Consider the following 18,205-nt stretch of genomic DNA (forward strand, 5'->3'; position numbering starts at 1 on the left):
TCATGACGACACATAATATGTTAATCGCGCCTGATTTTTCGCCGGAGCGTTTTGCAGGCTGGCACATGTTTAATACTTTGATTCAAAAACGTGCCAATCTCAACATGCACCTAAATATCCCTACCTCGCATGCTGAGCAAGAAACCGTTATCAGTGAAGGCGATATTCAAGTCATTTATGCCAACCCTTTTGATGCGGCTACCCTTATTCGTGAGCACGGTTACCATGCGGTTGCGCGCCCTATCGGTAAATCTGATGAGATGGTCATCGCCGCGGCGGCAAATAGCGATATCAATAGCTTAGACGACATCAAAGCTGGCGTTACTATCGCCATGGCTGATAACCGCGATGTAAAATTGATTGGTTTACGCCTGCTTGAAGCGGTCGATATCGAAGAAGCCGACCTTAACTGGTCAGTGACTGAAACCTATCAGGCAGCGGCGCGCCAAGTGATTAAGGGTGAGGCGCAAGCGGCGTTCTTTTTGGCGGAGATTTTCCATAGCTTTTCACGCCTAACCAAAGCGCAGCTATCAGTATTAATCGAAAGCGATTTGGCCGATATCAGCCACGTCTTGCTGATTAAAGACGGCTTTCCGGATACTGACATTTTAATGGATGCCATTTTGAATCTGTATAACGATAACGATGGTAAAGAAGCGTTGACTGAACTTGGTATGCCGCAAGGTTTTGAAGCCATGAACGAAGAAGACGCAGAATTTATGATTGATTTGATGCAAACGTTACTTGACTAGCAGGTTCATTGGCATCTTACTGACGTCATAGCCTATTAGGCTACAATAATGCTAAGCAACAATCGCTATGGTCTATCACGTCATAGCGATTGAGCAAAGTGGTGCCCTAATAGCATTTTTATTAATACTTTTTGAATAACTTTTTAACCGCTTTTTGCACAGTGCTATGACTAACAGGACACGCTTATGTCTGATTTAGATCTCATCAAAGAAAGTGAAATGGCAGCACGGCGCGTCTATCGTCTTTACTCACGTAAGATATTTATCGCACCCAACAACCGCCATTTTCACGAACAACGTATCAATGCTGCCCTACTGTTAAACGAAAAAGAACCACTACAAGGTGCGGTAGCCGATTTTTTTTATGGCTGCTGGTATGACATTCCCTATGATGTCACCAATATGTTTACCCGCTTGCAAGGGCGCATGCTGCCGCATATCGAGCAAGGCTTTCGAGATTGTATCGATAAAAAAAGCTATATCCAAAAAAACAGTATGCTGGCAACGCGCTGGAGCGTACTGGTCTCACCATCTTTAAATGAACAGACGCAGCGCCTGCGTATCAGTAGCGATGACGCCAAAGAAATCGCTAAAGACATCACCAACGATTTGATGCTCGCGCGTGACAATCAAGACTGGGATACCATAGAGCAAATCGAAAACGAGTTTTTTGCTCATTGTATCGCGCGTCACGACCGTCTGGCATTCTCCTTGGTTTGGTTTCGCTTGGGTAAAAGCGATTGGCAATTCGATGCGCGCTGGAATGACTGTCAGCAAAAGCTTGATCAAACTAAAGACACACAAGACGCTTAACGTGCTTATTTTTCATAGCATCATCAACATTCATCTAACGAGTAGCCGCTATGTCTTCTTATTTAAACGCTGATAAAACCTATCTGACCTTGACCCCAGCTGGCATTTTTGAGGCATTTTCGCAAAGTGAACCAACGCCTGAGCAGTTATCCTTGCAAGATTTATTGTCGCATAACGAGACGCTGCTGGCAGCCGACTGGCTCGAGCGCTATTCTGATGAATGGTTAGACAGCTTTTTAGAACATGGCTGGATTGAGAAGCTGTCGTTATTTTTGCCCGCGCCAAATTTGCCGCTTGATCAATTTTTACCGTATGTCGTTTCAAGCTTGTCGGGTAAACGCCGCGCGGCGATTGGTTCTGATGAAGGATTTTGTCTGGCACGGATTGGCTATAGCCAAGAAGAAGCGGATATGCTTAGTGTGGCGGCGGCGGACTTTTCAGGCTTTATGCTACGCCAAAAACAACGCGGCTGGGCGGTAGAGAGCCAAGCGATTTCTTTCTTTCAGCAAGTTGATTTGCTGATTCCTGAAACCAGTTTTGTATTTTTATGGATTGATGGCTCAGGCTACGTGCTTATCATCGATGGCGAACCTTTAACCAACAACCGTGCCTTTGTTGAGTTGGTATGGGCGCTTAAAACGTCTGGGCTTAGATTTACTAATTAGACCGAATATTTAGCAAGCCACACTTAATCAAACCAACTGCTTAGTATAAATGCACCCTTTAACCATAAACGGTGCATTTTTTATGTCTGTAACTTAAACTACTGAATCTACTAATAAAAATTACCATTTATAATTTTATCGCGTAATAATAACACCCTTAGAATTAACAATAAAGGTTTAAACGTTAGATTATACTTATTATAAGCAACTGTTTAGTTTTTTCGTTAAATTTATAGTTTTAATTAAAACCTCCATTGCTAGATTTTCCTCATTTTCACATTTCCAATGTTTTAAATCATCTTTATTAATAACTACATTCCCCGAACGTGGCAACTTTTGCCAAACCTTGCATTCTTGCTTATTTTTAGGACAGTTTATGGCTTCGCTAACCACTGTGCGCTTACGTTATCAAACGATTGAAATTGGCAATACTGACATTCATATCTGCACCCTACGCGACAATCAACAATTTAGTGACCCCGATAACGAGGCGCTGGACCTTGGTATTTGCTCGGCGTCGTGGCCGATGTTCGGCGTAATTTGGCCGTCAAGCTTGGTGCTGGCCAATCATATGCTTGATTATGATATTGCAGGCAAGCGTATCTTGGAAGTTGGCTGCGGTATGGCATTATCAAGTCTACTACTGAACCATCGCCATGCCGATATTACAGCGACCGATTATCATCCGACGGTTGAGTATTTTTTGGATAGAAATACCACGCTGAATAATAATAAAGAGATTAACTTTGAGCGTTTAGACTGGGCCGAGGACAATAGCCACCTTGGCAAGTTTGATATCATCATCGGTAGCGATTTGCTATATGAAGATCAGCATATCGATATCTTAGCGGAGTTTATCGACCGTCATGCGCTCCCAACTTGTGAGGTTATCGTCGTTGACCCTGGACGTGGGCGCAAAAACAAGCTGACCCATAAGATGGTTGAATTTGGCTTTAGCAGTCAGCACGTGAAACCTGAGGACACCACTTATCTTGAACTACCTTTTAAAGGCCATATTTTGACCTTTTCGCGTTAATATTTAAAACAATCAAAACTTCTAGAATAAAAAAGACGCCATTTTACGGCGTCTTTTTTATGCATTTTATAGGGTAATTTATTGCTAGTGGCTTTTATAATTTTATGTATTTATAAGCGTCGAACCAAAGATGATTGCACACGTGAATACATGATTAATGAGATACCATTAGATATCAGCTCAACGGCCAATAGGACGCCAAGAATATAAGTCGCTGACTGCGGATAGCTGGTGAATATCATGATAGCCAACGCAATCGAGATAAGCCCTGAGATTAATATTGGCACAAAAGCCACGGTTCGGCGTAGACCAAAAGCAACAATTACTCTGACAATACCCGTTGCCATAAATAAAATCGCAATCACCATGGTTAGGGTCAAAATACCTTGTAGCGGGTTTTGTAGTAGCTCAATACCAATAAATATGCCAAGTACACCGCCAATGGCCGCCAACACTTTACCCGTCGTGGTATAAGCACGGAACAGGGCAATAAACTGTAAGATACCGACAAGAAGAAATACAAATCCAGCCAGCTGTTCAACGGCAAAACTGGCGCTAAGCGGATTAAAAAAAGCAAAGATACCACCAAGAATACTGATAATACCAACGACTAGCCACAGTGTACGACTCATAAGATCCCCTTACTTTATATTTATAATGCGCAAATGATATCGCAGGTTATTGGCAGCCTTGTATGACGGTAGTAATGTATTCAGGTAATCCTGTTACCATCAGAGCTTGGGCGTCGTATTATGCTTATAACCCTGCTAACGGTTTAGGCGTAATACACCTATCATCCAAACGATTCTTGGCGTCAAATTATTTATCAACCCAGCCATGCTGTCTGGCATAGGCAAGTTGCTCGGGCGTATCGATATCATAGCTCAGCTGTTTATTGAAGACTGTACTGATTTCACTGGGCGAGAGCGCTCTGATTAAATAACGTAGGCCTTTGTCTCCACTTATATGAAGCTGCCATTGTTTAAGTAGCTGATAATCGATAACTAACGGTAGACCAACGATGGGATTTTTCGTTTCATTTTTGACCTCGGCTTTACGCTCGATATGCCCATTTTTTGATAACATATCGAAAATCTGCCAATGCTCATAACCACTGGCAACCACTAAATGCTTACCGGCTAGCAATTCATTAACATGTTCAATGTCCAATAAAACTTGGTCAACCCCCATAATTAACACTCGCTCAACCACTTCATGATTAAAAGCTTTATCATTAACAAACTGAGTTAAGGCTTCAATAGCAGTATAAAGACTATGTCCCATACCAGTTTCGGGCGTTTGGTTAATGACAGTCTTGATATGTAAATGGGTGTCGCTTAGTTTTGCTACCTCACTAGCTATCGATGCCTCATTTTTAGGAATAACGACGATAATAACTTGCGGATTTGTGCTTGCTGCCAGTCTTATCATATGGCTAATTAACGGAACGCCATTTTTATAAAGCAGCTGTTTAGCCTCTCCAAGACGACGACTGAGGCCGCTGGCTAGAAGAATAATGGTATGGCTTGATTGCTGGCTAGAATTTTGATTTGGTAATGCCGCGCTATTTGACGTTAAGTCACTTTTCTTCATACACCGCTCAATATTTCAGATATGGTTCTATTATTATCTAAAAAATCATTAGCAGGATTTTGCTCGTGCATGACAGCGCTTATTTGTGCCATGATGCCAAGTGCTAAAGCTTCAGGGCCATCACCGCCTAGTTTATAACCAATCGGATAATGGAGTTTTTTCACGCCCTCACTTAAACTTGCCGGATTGTCTTTGACAGCACGAATCTCATTAACTAAGCGCTCGGTTCGGTAACTTGGGCCTAATTGCCCAAGATATTTATAATGAGTCGGATGCGCAAGCAATAACGAAAGACGGGCACGATCTTGGGTCAAACTGTGCGACATCAACGCGACCGCCGCATGACGACTGAGCTTCAGCAGTTTCTCATTATCGTCCAATGCGACTGGCATCACCATATCCGCTTCGGGAAAACGCATCCGCGTGGCATACTGGGCACGGCTATCGATAACGCTGACGTGCCAATCTTGTAATTTTGCCATGGTCACAAGCGGCATCACATCATTCCCTGCCCCGCAAACAAGCAAACGGTGCTGTGGTTGTAGACGCTGGATAAGCCATTCTGTGGTGATATCACCGTTTTTTAAGACAACGTATTCGGTATTTTTGTTAGAAACTACATGCGTTGACAGAGTTTTAACTAACCCTTCAATCTCATGAGTAAAAATATTCGCTTGCTCAATGAACGCTTGATTACCCATACGAGCACCGCTGACGAAAGTTATTTTTCCGTTGGCAATATAGTCTTTTAGATCTAGCCGAAGCCCAATGGGTAAATAGTATTGATCATTTGCGTGAATTAACGTCGCTATCGTTGTAGGATTTTGGCTACGACGAACATGATTAATAACTTCTAAAAACTGCTTTGCGGCTGTCAAACGCTCAAACAGTACATGAACCTTGCCATTACAGCCCAAACCGAAATGCAGCTCATTTTCTAAATCGCCATTTCCATTGCCATTACTTTCACTATCATCATCTGCCTCGTCACTCTCATCACTACCCGTTTGATAAACCTGCACGTTTGCGCCATGACGCGTCAACCAAAAAGCACGTTTGATGATATGTGGTTCTAGGCAACCACCGCTAATCATCCCAACCGAGCGTCCATCAGCGCAGATAAGCATCATTGCCCCAGCACGCCGATATGCCGAGCCTTCGGTATGTACTACCGTTGCTAACACCGCATCGATGTTTTGCTGCTGCGCCTCGCCTGCGAGCTTTAGAATATCAGCGACCTGATTCATAGTGCCTCTTATCTCTATTTATTTTTATTTTAGTTGCAGTTTTAATGATTAAAATTGCATTGCGCCTTATAAAAACCCGCTAGTGATGGCCGCTAGCGGGTGTCTTATATCAATCATCAGTTAGCCATTCTTTCATATCGATTATTAACAATAGCTATTCTGGCAACTCATGAAGCAGCTTATCAAGGGTGATTGGGAAATCGTAAACGCGCACACCGACCGCATTATAAATAGCATTAGCAATAGCCGCCGCTGCTCCAGAAATCGCGGTTTCGCCGATCCCTTTGATATGCATAGGATTGGTATAAGGGTCGTCTTCTTCGACCAATATCACTTCTAGTTGCGGCACATCGGCATTGACAGGTACATGGTATTCAGCAAGGTCATGATTGCATAGGCGACCATCGCGCTTATCATGGATGACTTCCTCCATGAGCGCCGAGCCAATCCCAAACACCATACCGCCGTAGCACTGTGAAGTAGCGGTTTTATGATTTAAAATCCGACCAGCAGCAAAAGCACCTACCATGCGCTTGAGACGTATCTCGCCAGTCACTCTATGGACGGCGACTTCTGCGAAATTGACACCAAACGACGCTTGGCGATGGCTTTTGGCATTTTTACCCGGCTTGATTTGACCTTTAGCGCTCATTTTTTGCTCATCGCATTCAGCAATAATATCTGCCAATGCATAAGACTGAGAATTGCTAAAATCGTATTTTTCGGTAGCAGACTCTGATAATGCTAGACCTGTTTTCTCAGCGACTGTATCTTTTAAGTCTAGCGCTTTGTCTTTAAGCGCTTCGACCGCTGCTTCTGTAACGCTAGGGTTATGCTCGCCTGCTTGTTTGATCTGACCTTTATCAAGCTGAATGGTATCTGGATAAAGCCCGACTTTTTCTGCCAACATATCGCGCAGCTGCTCACAGGCAAGATAGATACCACTACCTGCACTTGCCGCACCCCAACTACCACCCGAGCCTGAGGCTGATGGCAGCTCACTATCACCGAGCTTCATCTCGATATGGTCTATCGGCAAGCCTAGTAAATCAGCGGCAACCTGGGAAAAAACCGTATAAGAGCCTGTGCCGATATCGGTCATGTCAGTTTCGATAATGGCTTTAACGCCAAGGGCTTTTGAATCGTCAACTTGCAGTGTCGCCCGCGCCTCTGACAGTTTTAACTGATTACCACGAGCGGAGGCCGCCATTCCCGTACCAATCCACCAATCACCCTCTAACTGACTGGCAGGCTTGGGATTGCGCTGCTCCCAACCGAACTGCGCCGCCCCTTGCTCCATACAAGCAAGTAGCTGCCGCGTCGAAAACGGAATGTCTTGGCTTGGGTCTTGCTCAGGCTCGTTACGGCGGCGCAGCTCAAGCGGATCAATATTTAACTGCGTGGCCAATTCATCCATCGCACATTCAACCGCAATCATACCGACCGCTTCACCGGGCGCGCGCATGGAGCCCGACAGCACGTAATTCATATCTACTTGCTTATAATTCACGCGGCGATTTTCACCGCGGTATAAATATTTGGTCGACAGCGCCGTCGGCTCAAAAAATGCCTCACACGGTAAATTACTGCCAACGGTATCGTGAATAAAGGTGTTGATAATGCCGTCTTTATCGCAGCCAATAGCGATACGTTGGCGAGTGTTTGAGCGTCTAACGGTTGCTTCCATCACTTGCGGACGCGTCATACTGATCAGCACAGGACGACCAAGCTCTTTTGCCGCAATCGCTGCTGCAATCGACTCAGGCGCGATACCCAATTTACTACCGAAACCACCACCAACAAAATAAGAGATTAATTGCACCTGATCCTTTTTTAGATCTAAAGCATCCATCACTTGCTGCTTGCAAGAGGCAATCATTTGGTTTGAGGTATACATGATGAGCTTATCGTCTTCCCAATAAGCCAGCGTCGCATGCGGCTCCATCGGCGAGTTGCTTTGACTTGGCGTATGGTAAAAGCGATCGAGAGTAATTTCCGCTTGCGCCAAACCTTTTTCAGGGTCGCCTGTAACAGAATTTTTATCTGGGCCCTTTTGCTCATTGACATCATGAGCACTTGGCAGCTCTTGGGTAAAGTTTAATGCCGCTTGTTCGGTCTCATCTTTATAAGTGACTTTAAGGGCATTAGCGCCTTCGGTCGCCGCTTCAAAAGTCTCAGCAACCACTACCGCTATCGGCTGCCCGTGATAATAAATCTCACTGGCGCCTTGGATTGGTGCTTCGGTCTCACCGCCTTGCTGTGAGTTTCGCAAAAAATGCTTAGGATCGGTTACGACTTTGATGATGCCAGGAATATCCTCTAAAGCACTGCTATCGATATTTTCCACTTGTCCTTTGGCTATTTTCGCGCCAACTAAAACGCCGTAAACTTGATTTTCTCGATAAAACTCTGCTGAATAAGGCGCTTTTCCGCTGACCTTTAACGAGCCATCAACACGGTTGATCGGTTTGCCGACCAACTTGCTTGCCGTTTTGTCAAAAAGCGAATCGACAGGCTCATTCATCATCATTTTTTTGGTAGGTTCTGATGGCAATACTGAGTCCAATAATGACATGATTATGCTCCCTCGCCCGCTAAGGCGCGCTGAATAACTTGTTTAAGTAGGCGACGCGTCAGTGGAATTTTAAAATCGTTTTGACCGTGACCTTTGGCCTCTTTTAATAATAAGTCGGCGGCTTGTGCGATCGTAGCGTCATCACCCGCCGTGTCCGTTAATAATGCTTCAACGTCTTCATTACGCCACGGCATCACCCCAATACCACCAAAAGCCAAACGTACGGTCGCCAAGTTACCGTCGTCATCAACCTCTATGACAGACGCACAAGACACTAAGGCAAAGGCGTAAGAAGCACGGTCACGGACTTTGTCATAGGTATGCATGCCTTTGATAGGCGGTGGTAAAACGACATGAGTGATAAGCTCGCCACTCTCCAAGACATTCTCGATATGCGGCGTGTCTTTTGGCAAACAATAAAAGTCTTTAATTGGAATACAACGGGTAGAACCATCTGCTTTCACCGTTTCAATAACAGCATCAAGCAACCGCATTGCCACCGCCATATCAGAGGGATGTTGGGCAATACAAGCATCACTTGTACCTAAAACAGCAAGGGTACGGTTCTCGCCATTAATCGCTGGACAGCCACTGCCGGGCTCGCGTTTATTACATGAGCTGTCAGTCTGATAAAAATAATAACAACGCGTACGCTGTAAAAAATTACCGCCAGTCGTGGCTTTGTTACGCAGTTGACCCGTCGCGCCCGCTAATATGGCGCGCGATAATACGGGATAATTGGCAATGACCTCCGGATGCGCTGCCAAATCACTATTGGTGACCAGCGTACCGATACGTAATCCGCCATCAGCGGTGGTTTCGATTTGCTCAAGCTCAAGACGGGTGATATCGACCAATTTGGTTGGTGTTTCAATCTCAAACTTCATTAAATCTAAGAGATTGGTGCCACCGCCGATAAATGATGCATCTTTTGGGCCGGCAGCAGTCGCCGCTTGTTTAGGCGCCTCGGCACGGACATAGTCAAAGCGTTTCATGAGTGAGCTCCTGCTTGGGCGTTATGATTTTTATTTTGTGACGCCTCATTTTGCGAGGGTTTACTAAGCTGCGTTTCACTAGGCGGCGGCGACCAAATACCGATAACACTTGCAGCATCTGGGCTTTTGTTAATATTATTTTCAGTAGCAGCTTTATTTTTTATCTCACTCTCCAAAACCTGCGAGATGGCATTAATAATGTTCGGATAAGCCGAACAGCGGCAAATATTACCACTCATGCGTTCGGCGATTTCTTGCACCAGCAAGCCATCAGGATTTTGTAAGTCTGTGGTCACGTAGCTTGGCCAGTTTTGCTTAATCTCTTCAATCAAAGCCGTGGCTGAACAAATTTGCCCCGGCGTACAGTAACCACACTGAAACGCATCGTGATCTTTAAACGCTTGCTGTAGATCTGAGAGCGATTCAGGCATTCCAATGCCTTCAATCGTCGTAATCTCATCACCGTCATGCATGACCGCAAGGGTCAAACAAGAATTAACCCGTCGCCCATTAATGAGCATGGTACAAGCGCCGCATTGACCGTGGTCGCAGCCCTTTTTGGGTCCGGTAATTTGTAGATGCTGGCGGCAGACATCAAGCAATGTCGTGCGCGGATCAAGATTATCGAGCTGATAATCTTGCTGATTAATCGTTAACGTCAAGGTAGACATGCTGGCTTCTCGCTGGCAGTTATTCATAAAAGGATAAGTGTGCACGCTCTTAAACAGCGTCAATCGTTTCATTATGGCGTATCAAAAACAGCGTTTTGTTTTTACTTTGTAGTCATTGCAGTGTAGTTTTTTTAAGCAAATAGTGAGGACAAAACTTTTTTGTCAACTTTTAAACCTACGATAACTCTCCTTTACAACTGCGGTTGGCTGCTTAACCTCGTTAATAGAACCTGTAACTTAGCAACCATTGTAATCACGATTTCATTCTCTTAATATGGATTCAACCTTATAAAACCTTCTATAAATAAATCGAACATAATCAATAAAATAGGTATAAAAATATGGAAAACTCAAATCAACCGCTATCCAAAAAACCTCTGCGCATTGATATTGTCTCAGACGTGGTTTGCCCGTGGTGTATCATCGGTTATCGTCAATTGGCTGAGGCGCTCAAGCAAACCAATACCGAGCACGAAATACACTGGCATCCGTTTGAGCTAAATAGCAATATGCCAAGCGCAGGACAAAATTTGCGCGAACATATTATGGAAAAATACGGTTCGAGCAAGGAAGAATCAGACGCGAGCCGCCTTAGAATGACGCAAGCGGGCGATGAAGTTGGCTTTGAATTTAATTTCAACGATGACACGCGGATGCACAATACTTTTAATCTGCATCAGCTGTTGTATTGGGCAGGTCAACAAGGACAAAAGCCAATGCATGAGTTAAAGCAGGCGTTATTTGGCGCCCATTTTACCGATGGTAGCAATATTTCTGATAATAACGTGCTGGCTGATATCGCAGCGGAAGTTGGACTTAATCGTGAAGAGGCGCTGGCTGTGCTGGCGGATCAGCGTTTTGCCAAAGAGGTACGCGCAGAAGAGCGCTACTGGCAGCAGCAAGGTATTCAAAGCGTGCCAGCAATGATTTTTAATGAGCGGCATTTGGTCAGCGGCGCACAAGGCATGGACAATTACGTCAATATTTTACAACAATTGGCTGCTATGCAAGAGTAAATAAAGCTTTGCTAATAGGACTATGATTAATGAGTAAAGTAAAATTACTGACGCTGTCAGACGAAGCAGAAGAAATTGTCTTGGATAAGCTTAGAGAGTATATGAGCGAGGAATTTGATGTTGATATTGGCAACCTGCCTGCTGAGTTTTTATTAGACTTTATCATCGAAACCTTAGGACCACCTCTCTACAATCAAGTGGTCGACGATATTGAACCTTGGTTATACGATAGATTTACAGGCGTTTTAGAAGACATGCACAGCTTTAAAAAAGATTAAAAGACATACAAAAAAACGCCGCTCCATTATAGGAGCGGCATTTTTATTTAATAGCGTTAAAAAAGCTTAGCTATCTAAGCATCATTCTAGAAATGCACCACAGAGCGAATACTCTCACCTTTATGCATCAAGTCAAAAGCTTCGTTAATATCTTCTAATGGCATGGTATGAGTAATAAAGTCTTGTAACGGAATTTCTCCTGCTAGGTAGCGCTCGACGTAGCCTGGCAACTCTGAGCGACCTTTGACACCACCAAATGCTGAGCCTTTCCAAACGCGACCTGTGACTAGCTGAAATGGACGGGTTGAGATCTCTTTCCCTGCGCCAGCGACGCCGATGATGACCGACTCGCCCCAACCTTTATGGCAGCACTCTAACGCTGAGCGCATGACATCGACGTTACCGATACACTCAAACGAATAATCAACGCCGCCATCGGTTAATTCAACGATGACATCTTGAATCGGCTTGTCGTAATCTTTTGGATTGATGCAATCCGTCGCGCCCAATTTTTTGGCCAGCTCAAACTTGCTCTCATTAATATCAATGGCAATAATACGGCTGGCCTTGGCCATTTGTGCACCGATAACCGCCGATAGTCCAATACCGCCCAAACCAAAGATAGCAACCGTTGCACCTTCTTCGACTTTTGCGGTATTCATGACGGCGCCCATACCTGTGGTCACGCCGCAACCGAGCAAGCAGACTTCTTCTAACGGCGCTTCTTTATTCACCTTTGCTAATGAAATCTCTGGCAACACCGTATATTCAGAAAAGGTTGAGCAACCCATATAATGGTAAATTGGCTCGCCATCTTTGTAAAAACGCGTGGTACCGTCTGGCATCAAGCCTTTACCTTGGGTTTCACGTACTGCTGAGCACAGGTTGGTTTTACCTGAGCGGCACATTTTACAGACGCCGCACTCTGCGGTGTATAAAGGAATGACATGGTCGCCGACTTGTACGCTGGTGACACCTTCACCGATTTGCTCAACGATACCGCCGCCTTCGTGGCCTAAAATTGCAGGAAACACACCTTCTGGGTCTTCGCCAGATAATGTGAACGCATCGGTATGACAAACACCACTGGCGACAATTTTCACCAGTACTTCGCCTTTTTTGGGCAGCATCACATCCACTTCTTCGATAGACAATGGCTCATTTGGCCCCCACGCAATGGCGGCTTTGGATTTGATAAAGTTATCTGACATAGTATTCTCTCTTTTTAATTCATTTTATCGTTTATTATCCGCAGACCAATTTAGCTTATAGCGCTTACTTGATAGAGGCAAGCGCTAGTTATAGCAGTTTATATTTGAGCTGTTTGTAAAGGATTCATTTTATACTGTCCATTATAGTTGTTTCTGCCGTGATAACAATATGCTATATTTGCAATTATCTTTTACACAGTGGTAATAATCATGCGCTGGGATGGCATTAGCGAGTTCGTTTATGTGGCGGAGTACGAAAGCTTTACGCGAGCAGCAAAAGAATTGGGTATTTCAACCGCGCAGGTCAGTCGGCAGATAAGCGCCTTAGAAAAACGCCTTAACATTAAATTGCTGTATCGTACGACGCGCAAGGTATCGCTGACTGAAGAAGGTCGGGTATTTTATCAGCATTGCCGCGGTGTGATTGACGGCTTAGATGCGGCCGAACAAGCCGTAAGCAGTTTACAAACCAAACCGCAAGGCAGAATTAAACTGACCGCGCCTGTCACCTATGGCGAACAGCAGTTATTGCCCCTTATCAATGATTTTATGGTGCAATACCGCGATATCGAAGTGACGGCTTTTTTGAGCAATCAAAAAATTGACTTGATCGAGGGTGGTTATGATTTGGCGATTCGTATTGGCAAATTAAGCGATTCAACGATGATGGCAAAAAAACTCAGTCATCGTACCAATTTTGTCTGTGCCGCGCCCGCTTATCTAGAAAAGTACGGCGTACCATATTCTCTAGTCGACTTAAGACAACATAATTGCTTACTTGGTACGCGGGATTATTGGCACTTTATAGAAAATGATAAAAACGCTGATAAGGAAATAAACTTACGCGTCTCAGGCAGCATACAATATAACAGCGGTCACAGCCTAGTCGACGCGGCACTAAAAGGCTTGGGTATCGTGCAGCTACCTGATTATTATGTACAAAAACACTTAGCGTCCGGTGCGCTGGTCAGCGTGTTAGATGACTATAGAGAGCCTGAGGAAGGGATTTGGGCGATTTATCCGCACAATCGTCATTTATCGCCAAAAATCAGATTGCTGGTGGACTATTTAGCAGAGCATTTATCTTAATAAAGCTTGAAAGTGGCGATTTAGGATTAAGGCTACTTATTGTTGTAAGTTAAGTAAAAATCTTATTTTGACGACTTAGCACGAGCTATTTGAGCATTTAACTCTACTTTTAGCTTTTTTGCACACTCAATAATCTTTTTACGATCGGCGGCGATAGCGCCATATTCAAGCGCGGTTTTACGCATTTGCACGGTGACGTCATAATGCGGATAGCTGGCGTTTTGATGAAATAAGCGCTTATCTACTTCAATCAATGCGGCAAAATCGTGCAACTCTTGCAAGGTATCAGCGAGCATATGGCACCATTTATAGCCTTTAAATTCTATTTGCATAAAATCTACGTAAATTGCCATATGAATCCACTCCTTAACACTTCTGCTTTTCATTTTAATATTTATTCGCTTCAGCTAATCATCTTAGCCTGTTACTTTAAAACATTCGCTACGCAGCAATCAATTTAGCCTCAGTAAACGAAGCTTGCTAAGCTAGCATCAAATGTAAAATCGATTTTACTCTAACTGATTTGAGGAATAGGAAGCACCTTGTCATAAATCTAATTTTAAACAAAGCCTTAAATCAGAGAAAAGGGCGACATCACGATATCCATCTTAAACGCTTCCCACAGGCCAATATTTAAACACCATGCGATTACGGGTAAAAATAGAAAAATGGCTCTCCTTGAAATAAAGCTGCGTGAAGCATGCGTATGGTTAAAGTTTTTTGCGCCGTGCTACCTCCTCATAGGGCGATTAAATAAAATGTTATAAAAGTAATGTCAAAAAGTCGCAATAATAAAGTCTGCCAGTGCCATCACAACCATCAAATGCAGTTCGAACCCAAACACAAAGCGCGCTAGCGGCGCAAAAACAGCAGACCTATAAACTCAGACTCTAAAGAGTGACAAATTCGGTCTTTTTTGTTACGCATGAAACGTCCTAATGTTTTCATGCATTCTTTTTAAAGCTTTGGCTAATGGCTTATCTAATTTGTGCCGCTGCTATTAAAAATATTTGATTTTTTGATGTAATGCATAATAGCACTTATATTTATTTAGATAAAAAAGCGCTATAAATAATAAAGATGCAAGTCACTTTATGACTTGCATCTTTAAGATTGATGTCTTAGTGATTGCTATTAAAGGGTTTGGTGTTTAGCACACGAAGCAGGTTTCCAGTAAACTTCTGTCACACCAAATTCGTCATCTCGCATTCTACCCCCATAACTGTCATCAAAGATGATTTTATATTGGCACGTTTCTACTGTGTTATTAGCATTATAAAATTTTAGAATATAATCCCATTCACGAGCATTAAAACCTTCGCTGAAATGAGGCGTGCCGATTAACTTATACAGCTCGTCTTTTGTGGTTCCCACTTTAATCTTGGCGATATCTTGGTGATTAACAATAGTGCCGCCTTTTTGCCAGGCTTTGTTAAGATCAGGGAATACTAACTCATCAGGGTTGACAGACCCTTTTTGCGCGCCAGGTGTCAAATGCCAAGTTGGCATTATGTTTTTTTGCGCACAGCCCGAGACTGTGAGAAACAATGCGGTCGTTGCTAATAAGCAATAATGAGAGAGATTATTTTTCATTATTAATTCCTTAATATTTTTTATGAGTAATGTGACAGCGCTTCATAATTATAAACAAGCACTGTCAGCAAATAATTTAGCAATACCAATTTTAGAAATGAAAGCCTGCGCCAATTGCGCCGCCCGCATTCCCCTGTGTATCTGCTGTACCATTTGCTTTAATTACCCAGCGACCATTATCAGAGACTTTAGATACACCAACTGCAACCGCACTTTGGCCATTGTAAGTAGCGATACCGCCACCTACCATTGACTTACCAGGAATATAAGCTTGCGGAAGAGAGGACATGGCCATTGCAGCTGATATACCTGCATTCGCATCATCTTCTACTTCATTAATTTTATAACCTAGCTCATTGATACTATTACCAAGACGCTTATCTAACGAGTTTAACTGTCCAAAGTTGACCGCATCTTTTACTTCGATACCATCAGCGACTCCAGTAATGGTTTTATCACCCGCGTATATACCATCTACAGTCATACTTGCACCATCTTTGATGATCACGCCTGTATTGTTGATTGTTGTATTGCCAGTCGTTACGCTATCGACACTAATATTTCCATTTAAGTCAAATTTAATACCGCTGCTTGTAGCCGTAGTGGTGATATTATTGCCGCCTTCAAATTTAACAGCAGTGCTGTCTCCTACTGATTTATTGATATTATTACCACTATCAGCACCGAAGCTTAAGCCAGCGTTAAGTCTATTAGCGTTTGCTTTAATGCCATCTGTGTTTGTTTTTATACTGTCAGTATTTGCTTTAATATTGTTAGCATTGGTTTTGATACTTTCAGTATTAGCTTTAATATCATTTGTATTGGCTTTAATACTTTCATTTGCCTGAGCATTACCATTATTAATAGAGGCGATAGCGTCATGAATAGTGACTTCACCTGTATTGCCAATGCCAGTACTGCCGGCCACCAATTGGCCATTTTCATATTTAGCGCCACCACCGATAATACCAGCGACACCACCACCCAGACTATCTAGTTGTCCTTTATTGACTGCATCTGATACTTTTACTCCATTGGCGACATTAGTAATAGTAGTTCCTCCACTAGTGACAACAGTATTGCCATTGTTGCCGATGCCAGTCGAAACAGAAGTACCAGCCAAGGTAATACTGCCTTTATCGATATTGCCGTCTTTTTTATCATACTGAACGGCCGCATCATTAAGTGTGGTATTACTCCCACCGATGTTATCAATTTTGGCATTGACGGCCTTTAGCTGAGAGACATTAACGGCATCAGAATCGGCAGTACCAGCAGCAACACCAGTGATTTGACGGTAAATACCAGCACTTGCATTACCTACGGCAACCGCGCCTCTATTACTCCTAGTCGCTAGTATGAGATCATTGATATCATTAACATTTGCTAGATAACCGATAATGCCACCTTTAGTAGTTGTACCGGATTCGCTACCCAACACTACTGAACCAGCAACTGTTTGTATAACATTGTTCCCTAGAACAAAAGTATCGTCACTATCGATATTATTGTTGTTACCTACAGAATAACTACTACTACCGTCGATAATATTTGCATCACCAAAAGCGCCAGAGTTATCGCCATTGACGATATTTTTTGTACCGATACTGATGGACTGCTTGCCATTAGCTTGAGCGCTATCACCAATGGCGATTGATGATGCACCGTCAACTTTAGTGTTATGACCCAAAGCGACCGAAGATATGCCTTTTTCAGTAATAATGGCATTAACACCAATAGCAGTTGAGTCAAAGCCACCCGCACTGGAGTCATTTGTCACACCACTGGTGATATCGCCTTTACTCTGAGGACTTGCATTAGTATGAGCAAATTTCACCCCTTCCGTATTCATTTTTTGTACTGTCTCGCCAATGGTTAGGCGATCAGTCACTTTTTGACCTTCTTTATTATAGGTTAAGAATAAAGAGTCTTTATTGTCCTCGTAGTTGGTGCTGACTTTAGTATTGATGACGTTCTGAGTTACATTTTTTGTTATTACATTGCCATACTCATCTTTGATTTCGACATCAGTGATGTTATTAGCAACGATGCTATCTAGTTGACCCTTATTAATAGCGTCGTCCGCATTAACACCGTTAGCGACGTTGGTAATGACTGTACCGCCGCTTACTACAACATATTTACCATCTGTGTTTTTCTCAATAACAGTTGTACTGCCTTTACCGTTACCAGCAATAATACGATCATAATTAACGCTACCATCTGCATTGCGATCATACTGAACAGAGTTGTTAGCGACAGTTGATACCGCCTCTAATTGACCTACGTTGACTACATCTGTGGTGTCAGTACCCGCAGCCACATTGGTAATCTTGTTGTTGCCATTATTAAGACCTGAGTTGCTCAAGGTAACATCAGTAATACCTTCAGGACTATTGAGCGTTTTAGTAATGGTGATGCCTGTGTTACTAAGCTTGGTGGAACCTGCAGTGACGCTAGTCAATACCAAGTCATCTTTGGTTTTTACAATGTAGTTAGCTGAGCCATCACTATTTTCGCCTGGAGTTACTACGACGTTATCGCCTGCCGTGACCGTCGTCTTAGCTTTGGCGATATTGGTGGTGTTAATAGCAATGTTACCAGTGTTGGTGGTGGTACGACCATCTAGGTTGCCTAGCGCATCACCAACGTTGTTGTAGGTAGTAGTGTC

Annotated in this window: 18 protein-coding genes; 7 read left to right on the forward strand and 11 right to left on the reverse strand. The window is 43.4% G+C overall.

The features are described from left to right. The first annotated feature begins 2 nt into the window (after nucleotides 1-2). From B2866_RS08270 to B2866_RS08285, 4 genes are all read left to right on the forward strand, one after another. Complete coding sequence (locus B2866_RS08270; RefSeq protein WP_296192665.1) at nucleotides 3-752, forward strand: PhnD/SsuA/transferrin family substrate-binding protein; 750 nt, start codon at nucleotides 3-5, stop codon at nucleotides 750-752. A 186-nt stretch (nucleotides 753-938) separates the two neighbouring features. Next, nucleotides 939-1,565, forward strand: a complete 627-nt coding sequence (locus B2866_RS08275; protein ID WP_296192668.1) for a hypothetical protein — start codon at nucleotides 939-941, stop codon at nucleotides 1,563-1,565. Nucleotides 1,566-1,615: 50 nt separating this feature from the next. Continuing rightward, nucleotides 1,616-2,230 carry a hypothetical protein gene (locus B2866_RS08280; RefSeq protein WP_068407263.1) on the forward strand — a complete coding sequence of 205 codons (615 nt, stop codon included), beginning with the start codon at nucleotides 1,616-1,618 and terminating at the stop codon, nucleotides 2,228-2,230. 376 nt (nucleotides 2,231-2,606) lie between these two features. Further along, nucleotides 2,607-3,266: a class I SAM-dependent methyltransferase gene (locus B2866_RS08285; RefSeq protein ID WP_296192671.1), complete on the forward strand. Its 660-nt coding sequence runs from the start codon at nucleotides 2,607-2,609 to the stop codon at nucleotides 3,264-3,266. Nucleotides 3,267-3,376: 110 nt separating this feature from the next. On the opposite strand, the gene B2866_RS08290 is transcribed toward B2866_RS08285, so the two are convergent. The 6 genes from B2866_RS08290 to B2866_RS08315 form a co-directional block, all read right to left on the reverse strand. Then, the gene (locus B2866_RS08290) at nucleotides 3,377-3,898 is read right to left on the reverse strand and encodes an HdeD family acid-resistance protein (RefSeq protein ID WP_288726129.1); all 522 of its coding nucleotides are present in this window, start codon (nucleotides 3,896-3,898) and stop codon (nucleotides 3,377-3,379) included. Nucleotides 3,899-4,085: 187 nt separating this feature from the next. Beyond that, nucleotides 4,086-4,859: a nucleotidyltransferase family protein gene (locus B2866_RS08295; protein ID WP_296192682.1), complete on the reverse strand. Its 774-nt coding sequence runs from the start codon at nucleotides 4,857-4,859 to the stop codon at nucleotides 4,086-4,088. Further along, the gene (locus B2866_RS08300; protein WP_296192685.1) at nucleotides 4,856-6,106 is read right to left on the reverse strand and encodes an XdhC family protein; all 1,251 of its coding nucleotides are present in this window, start codon (nucleotides 6,104-6,106) and stop codon (nucleotides 4,856-4,858) included. The genes B2866_RS08295 and B2866_RS08300 overlap by 4 nt, the downstream gene beginning before the upstream one ends. A gap of 154 nt (nucleotides 6,107-6,260) precedes the next feature. After that, nucleotides 6,261-8,681, reverse strand: coding sequence for a xanthine dehydrogenase family protein molybdopterin-binding subunit (locus B2866_RS08305; RefSeq protein WP_296192688.1), 2,421 nt, complete (start codon nucleotides 8,679-8,681; stop codon nucleotides 6,261-6,263). A gap of 2 nt (nucleotides 8,682-8,683) precedes the next feature. Beyond that, nucleotides 8,684-9,676, reverse strand: coding sequence for an FAD binding domain-containing protein (locus tag B2866_RS08310; protein WP_296192691.1), 993 nt, complete (start codon nucleotides 9,674-9,676; stop codon nucleotides 8,684-8,686). Beyond that, nucleotides 9,673-10,347: a 2Fe-2S iron-sulfur cluster-binding protein gene (locus B2866_RS08315; RefSeq protein ID WP_296192693.1), complete on the reverse strand. Its 675-nt coding sequence runs from the start codon at nucleotides 10,345-10,347 to the stop codon at nucleotides 9,673-9,675. Before B2866_RS08315 ends, B2866_RS08310 begins: the two co-directional genes overlap by 4 nt. A 341-nt stretch (nucleotides 10,348-10,688) precedes the next feature. Between B2866_RS08315 and B2866_RS08320 the strand changes: the two genes are divergently transcribed. Together B2866_RS08320 and B2866_RS08325 are read left to right on the forward strand one after the other, a co-directional pair. Next, a complete protein-coding gene (locus tag B2866_RS08320; protein ID WP_296192694.1) occupies nucleotides 10,689-11,363 on the forward strand; it encodes a DsbA family oxidoreductase in 675 nt (224 codons plus the stop codon). A gap of 29 nt (nucleotides 11,364-11,392) precedes the next feature. Beyond that, nucleotides 11,393-11,641, forward strand: a complete 249-nt coding sequence (locus B2866_RS08325; RefSeq protein ID WP_296192698.1) for a DUF2164 domain-containing protein — start codon at nucleotides 11,393-11,395, stop codon at nucleotides 11,639-11,641. A gap of 86 nt (nucleotides 11,642-11,727) precedes the next feature. Here B2866_RS08325 and B2866_RS08330 read toward each other — a convergent pair whose 3' ends face one another. After that, on the reverse strand, nucleotides 11,728-12,852 hold the full coding sequence (locus B2866_RS08330) for an S-(hydroxymethyl)glutathione dehydrogenase/class III alcohol dehydrogenase (RefSeq protein WP_296192702.1): 1,125 nt from the start codon (nucleotides 12,850-12,852) through the stop codon (nucleotides 11,728-11,730). A gap of 210 nt (nucleotides 12,853-13,062) precedes the next feature. On the opposite strand from B2866_RS08330, the gene B2866_RS08335 reads away from it, so the two are divergent. Then, on the forward strand, nucleotides 13,063-13,941 hold the full coding sequence (locus tag B2866_RS08335; protein WP_296192706.1) for a LysR family transcriptional regulator: 879 nt from the start codon (nucleotides 13,063-13,065) through the stop codon (nucleotides 13,939-13,941). 62 nt (nucleotides 13,942-14,003) lie between these two features. Here B2866_RS08335 and B2866_RS08340 read toward each other — a convergent pair whose 3' ends face one another. From B2866_RS08340 to B2866_RS08350, 4 genes are all read right to left on the reverse strand, one after another. Then, nucleotides 14,004-14,294, reverse strand: coding sequence for a DUF4031 domain-containing protein (locus B2866_RS08340; RefSeq protein ID WP_144296597.1), 291 nt, complete (start codon nucleotides 14,292-14,294; stop codon nucleotides 14,004-14,006). 218 nt (nucleotides 14,295-14,512) lie between these two features. Next, complete coding sequence (locus B2866_RS13265) at nucleotides 14,513-14,626, reverse strand: chlorhexidine efflux transporter (protein WP_223808478.1); 114 nt, start codon at nucleotides 14,624-14,626, stop codon at nucleotides 14,513-14,515. Nucleotides 14,627-15,075: 449 nt separating this feature from the next. Then, nucleotides 15,076-15,534: an outer membrane protein assembly factor BamE gene (locus B2866_RS08345; protein ID WP_144296598.1), complete on the reverse strand. Its 459-nt coding sequence runs from the start codon at nucleotides 15,532-15,534 to the stop codon at nucleotides 15,076-15,078. A 91-nt stretch (nucleotides 15,535-15,625) separates the two neighbouring features. After that, nucleotides 15,626-18,205: YadA family autotransporter adhesin (locus tag B2866_RS08350; protein WP_296192712.1), on the reverse strand; the 2,580-nt coding region annotated here is incomplete at its 5' end.

This window comes from Psychrobacter sp. UBA3483, assembly GCF_002377905.1.
GTDB lineage: Bacteria > Pseudomonadota > Gammaproteobacteria > Pseudomonadales > Moraxellaceae > Psychrobacter.

What these genes read in the sequence shown, in the direction of transcription:
- B2866_RS08270 (WP_296192665.1), top strand. Translation starts at nt 3, where the DNA reads ATGACGACACATAATATGTTAATCGCGCCTGATTTTTCGCCGGAGCGT.
- B2866_RS08275 (WP_296192668.1), top strand. Translation starts at nt 939, where the DNA reads ATGTCTGATTTAGATCTCATCAAAGAAAGTGAAATGGCAGCACGGCGC.
- B2866_RS08280 (WP_068407263.1), top strand. Translation starts at nt 1,616, where the DNA reads ATGTCTTCTTATTTAAACGCTGATAAAACCTATCTGACCTTGACCCCA.
- B2866_RS08285 (WP_296192671.1), top strand. Translation starts at nt 2,607, where the DNA reads ATGGCTTCGCTAACCACTGTGCGCTTACGTTATCAAACGATTGAAATT.
- B2866_RS08290 (WP_288726129.1), bottom strand. Translation starts at nt 3,898, where the DNA reads ATGAGTCGTACACTGTGGCTAGTCGTTGGTATTATCAGTATTCTTGGT.
- B2866_RS08295 (WP_296192682.1), bottom strand. Translation starts at nt 4,859, where the DNA reads ATGAAGAAAAGTGACTTAACGTCAAATAGCGCGGCATTACCAAATCAA.
- B2866_RS08300 (WP_296192685.1), bottom strand. Translation starts at nt 6,106, where the DNA reads ATGAATCAGGTCGCTGATATTCTAAAGCTCGCAGGCGAGGCGCAGCAG.
- B2866_RS08305 (WP_296192688.1), bottom strand. Translation starts at nt 8,681, where the DNA reads ATGTCATTATTGGACTCAGTATTGCCATCAGAACCTACCAAAAAAATG.
- B2866_RS08310 (WP_296192691.1), bottom strand. Translation starts at nt 9,676, where the DNA reads ATGAAACGCTTTGACTATGTCCGTGCCGAGGCGCCTAAACAAGCGGCG.
- B2866_RS08315 (WP_296192693.1), bottom strand. Translation starts at nt 10,347, where the DNA reads ATGTCTACCTTGACGTTAACGATTAATCAGCAAGATTATCAGCTCGAT.
- B2866_RS08320 (WP_296192694.1), top strand. Translation starts at nt 10,689, where the DNA reads ATGGAAAACTCAAATCAACCGCTATCCAAAAAACCTCTGCGCATTGAT.
- B2866_RS08325 (WP_296192698.1), top strand. Translation starts at nt 11,393, where the DNA reads ATGAGTAAAGTAAAATTACTGACGCTGTCAGACGAAGCAGAAGAAATT.
- B2866_RS08330 (WP_296192702.1), bottom strand. Translation starts at nt 12,852, where the DNA reads ATGTCAGATAACTTTATCAAATCCAAAGCCGCCATTGCGTGGGGGCCA.
- B2866_RS08335 (WP_296192706.1), top strand. Translation starts at nt 13,063, where the DNA reads ATGCGCTGGGATGGCATTAGCGAGTTCGTTTATGTGGCGGAGTACGAA.
- B2866_RS08340 (WP_144296597.1), bottom strand. Translation starts at nt 14,294, where the DNA reads ATGGCAATTTACGTAGATTTTATGCAAATAGAATTTAAAGGCTATAAA.
- B2866_RS08345 (WP_144296598.1), bottom strand. Translation starts at nt 15,534, where the DNA reads ATGAAAAATAATCTCTCTCATTATTGCTTATTAGCAACGACCGCATTG.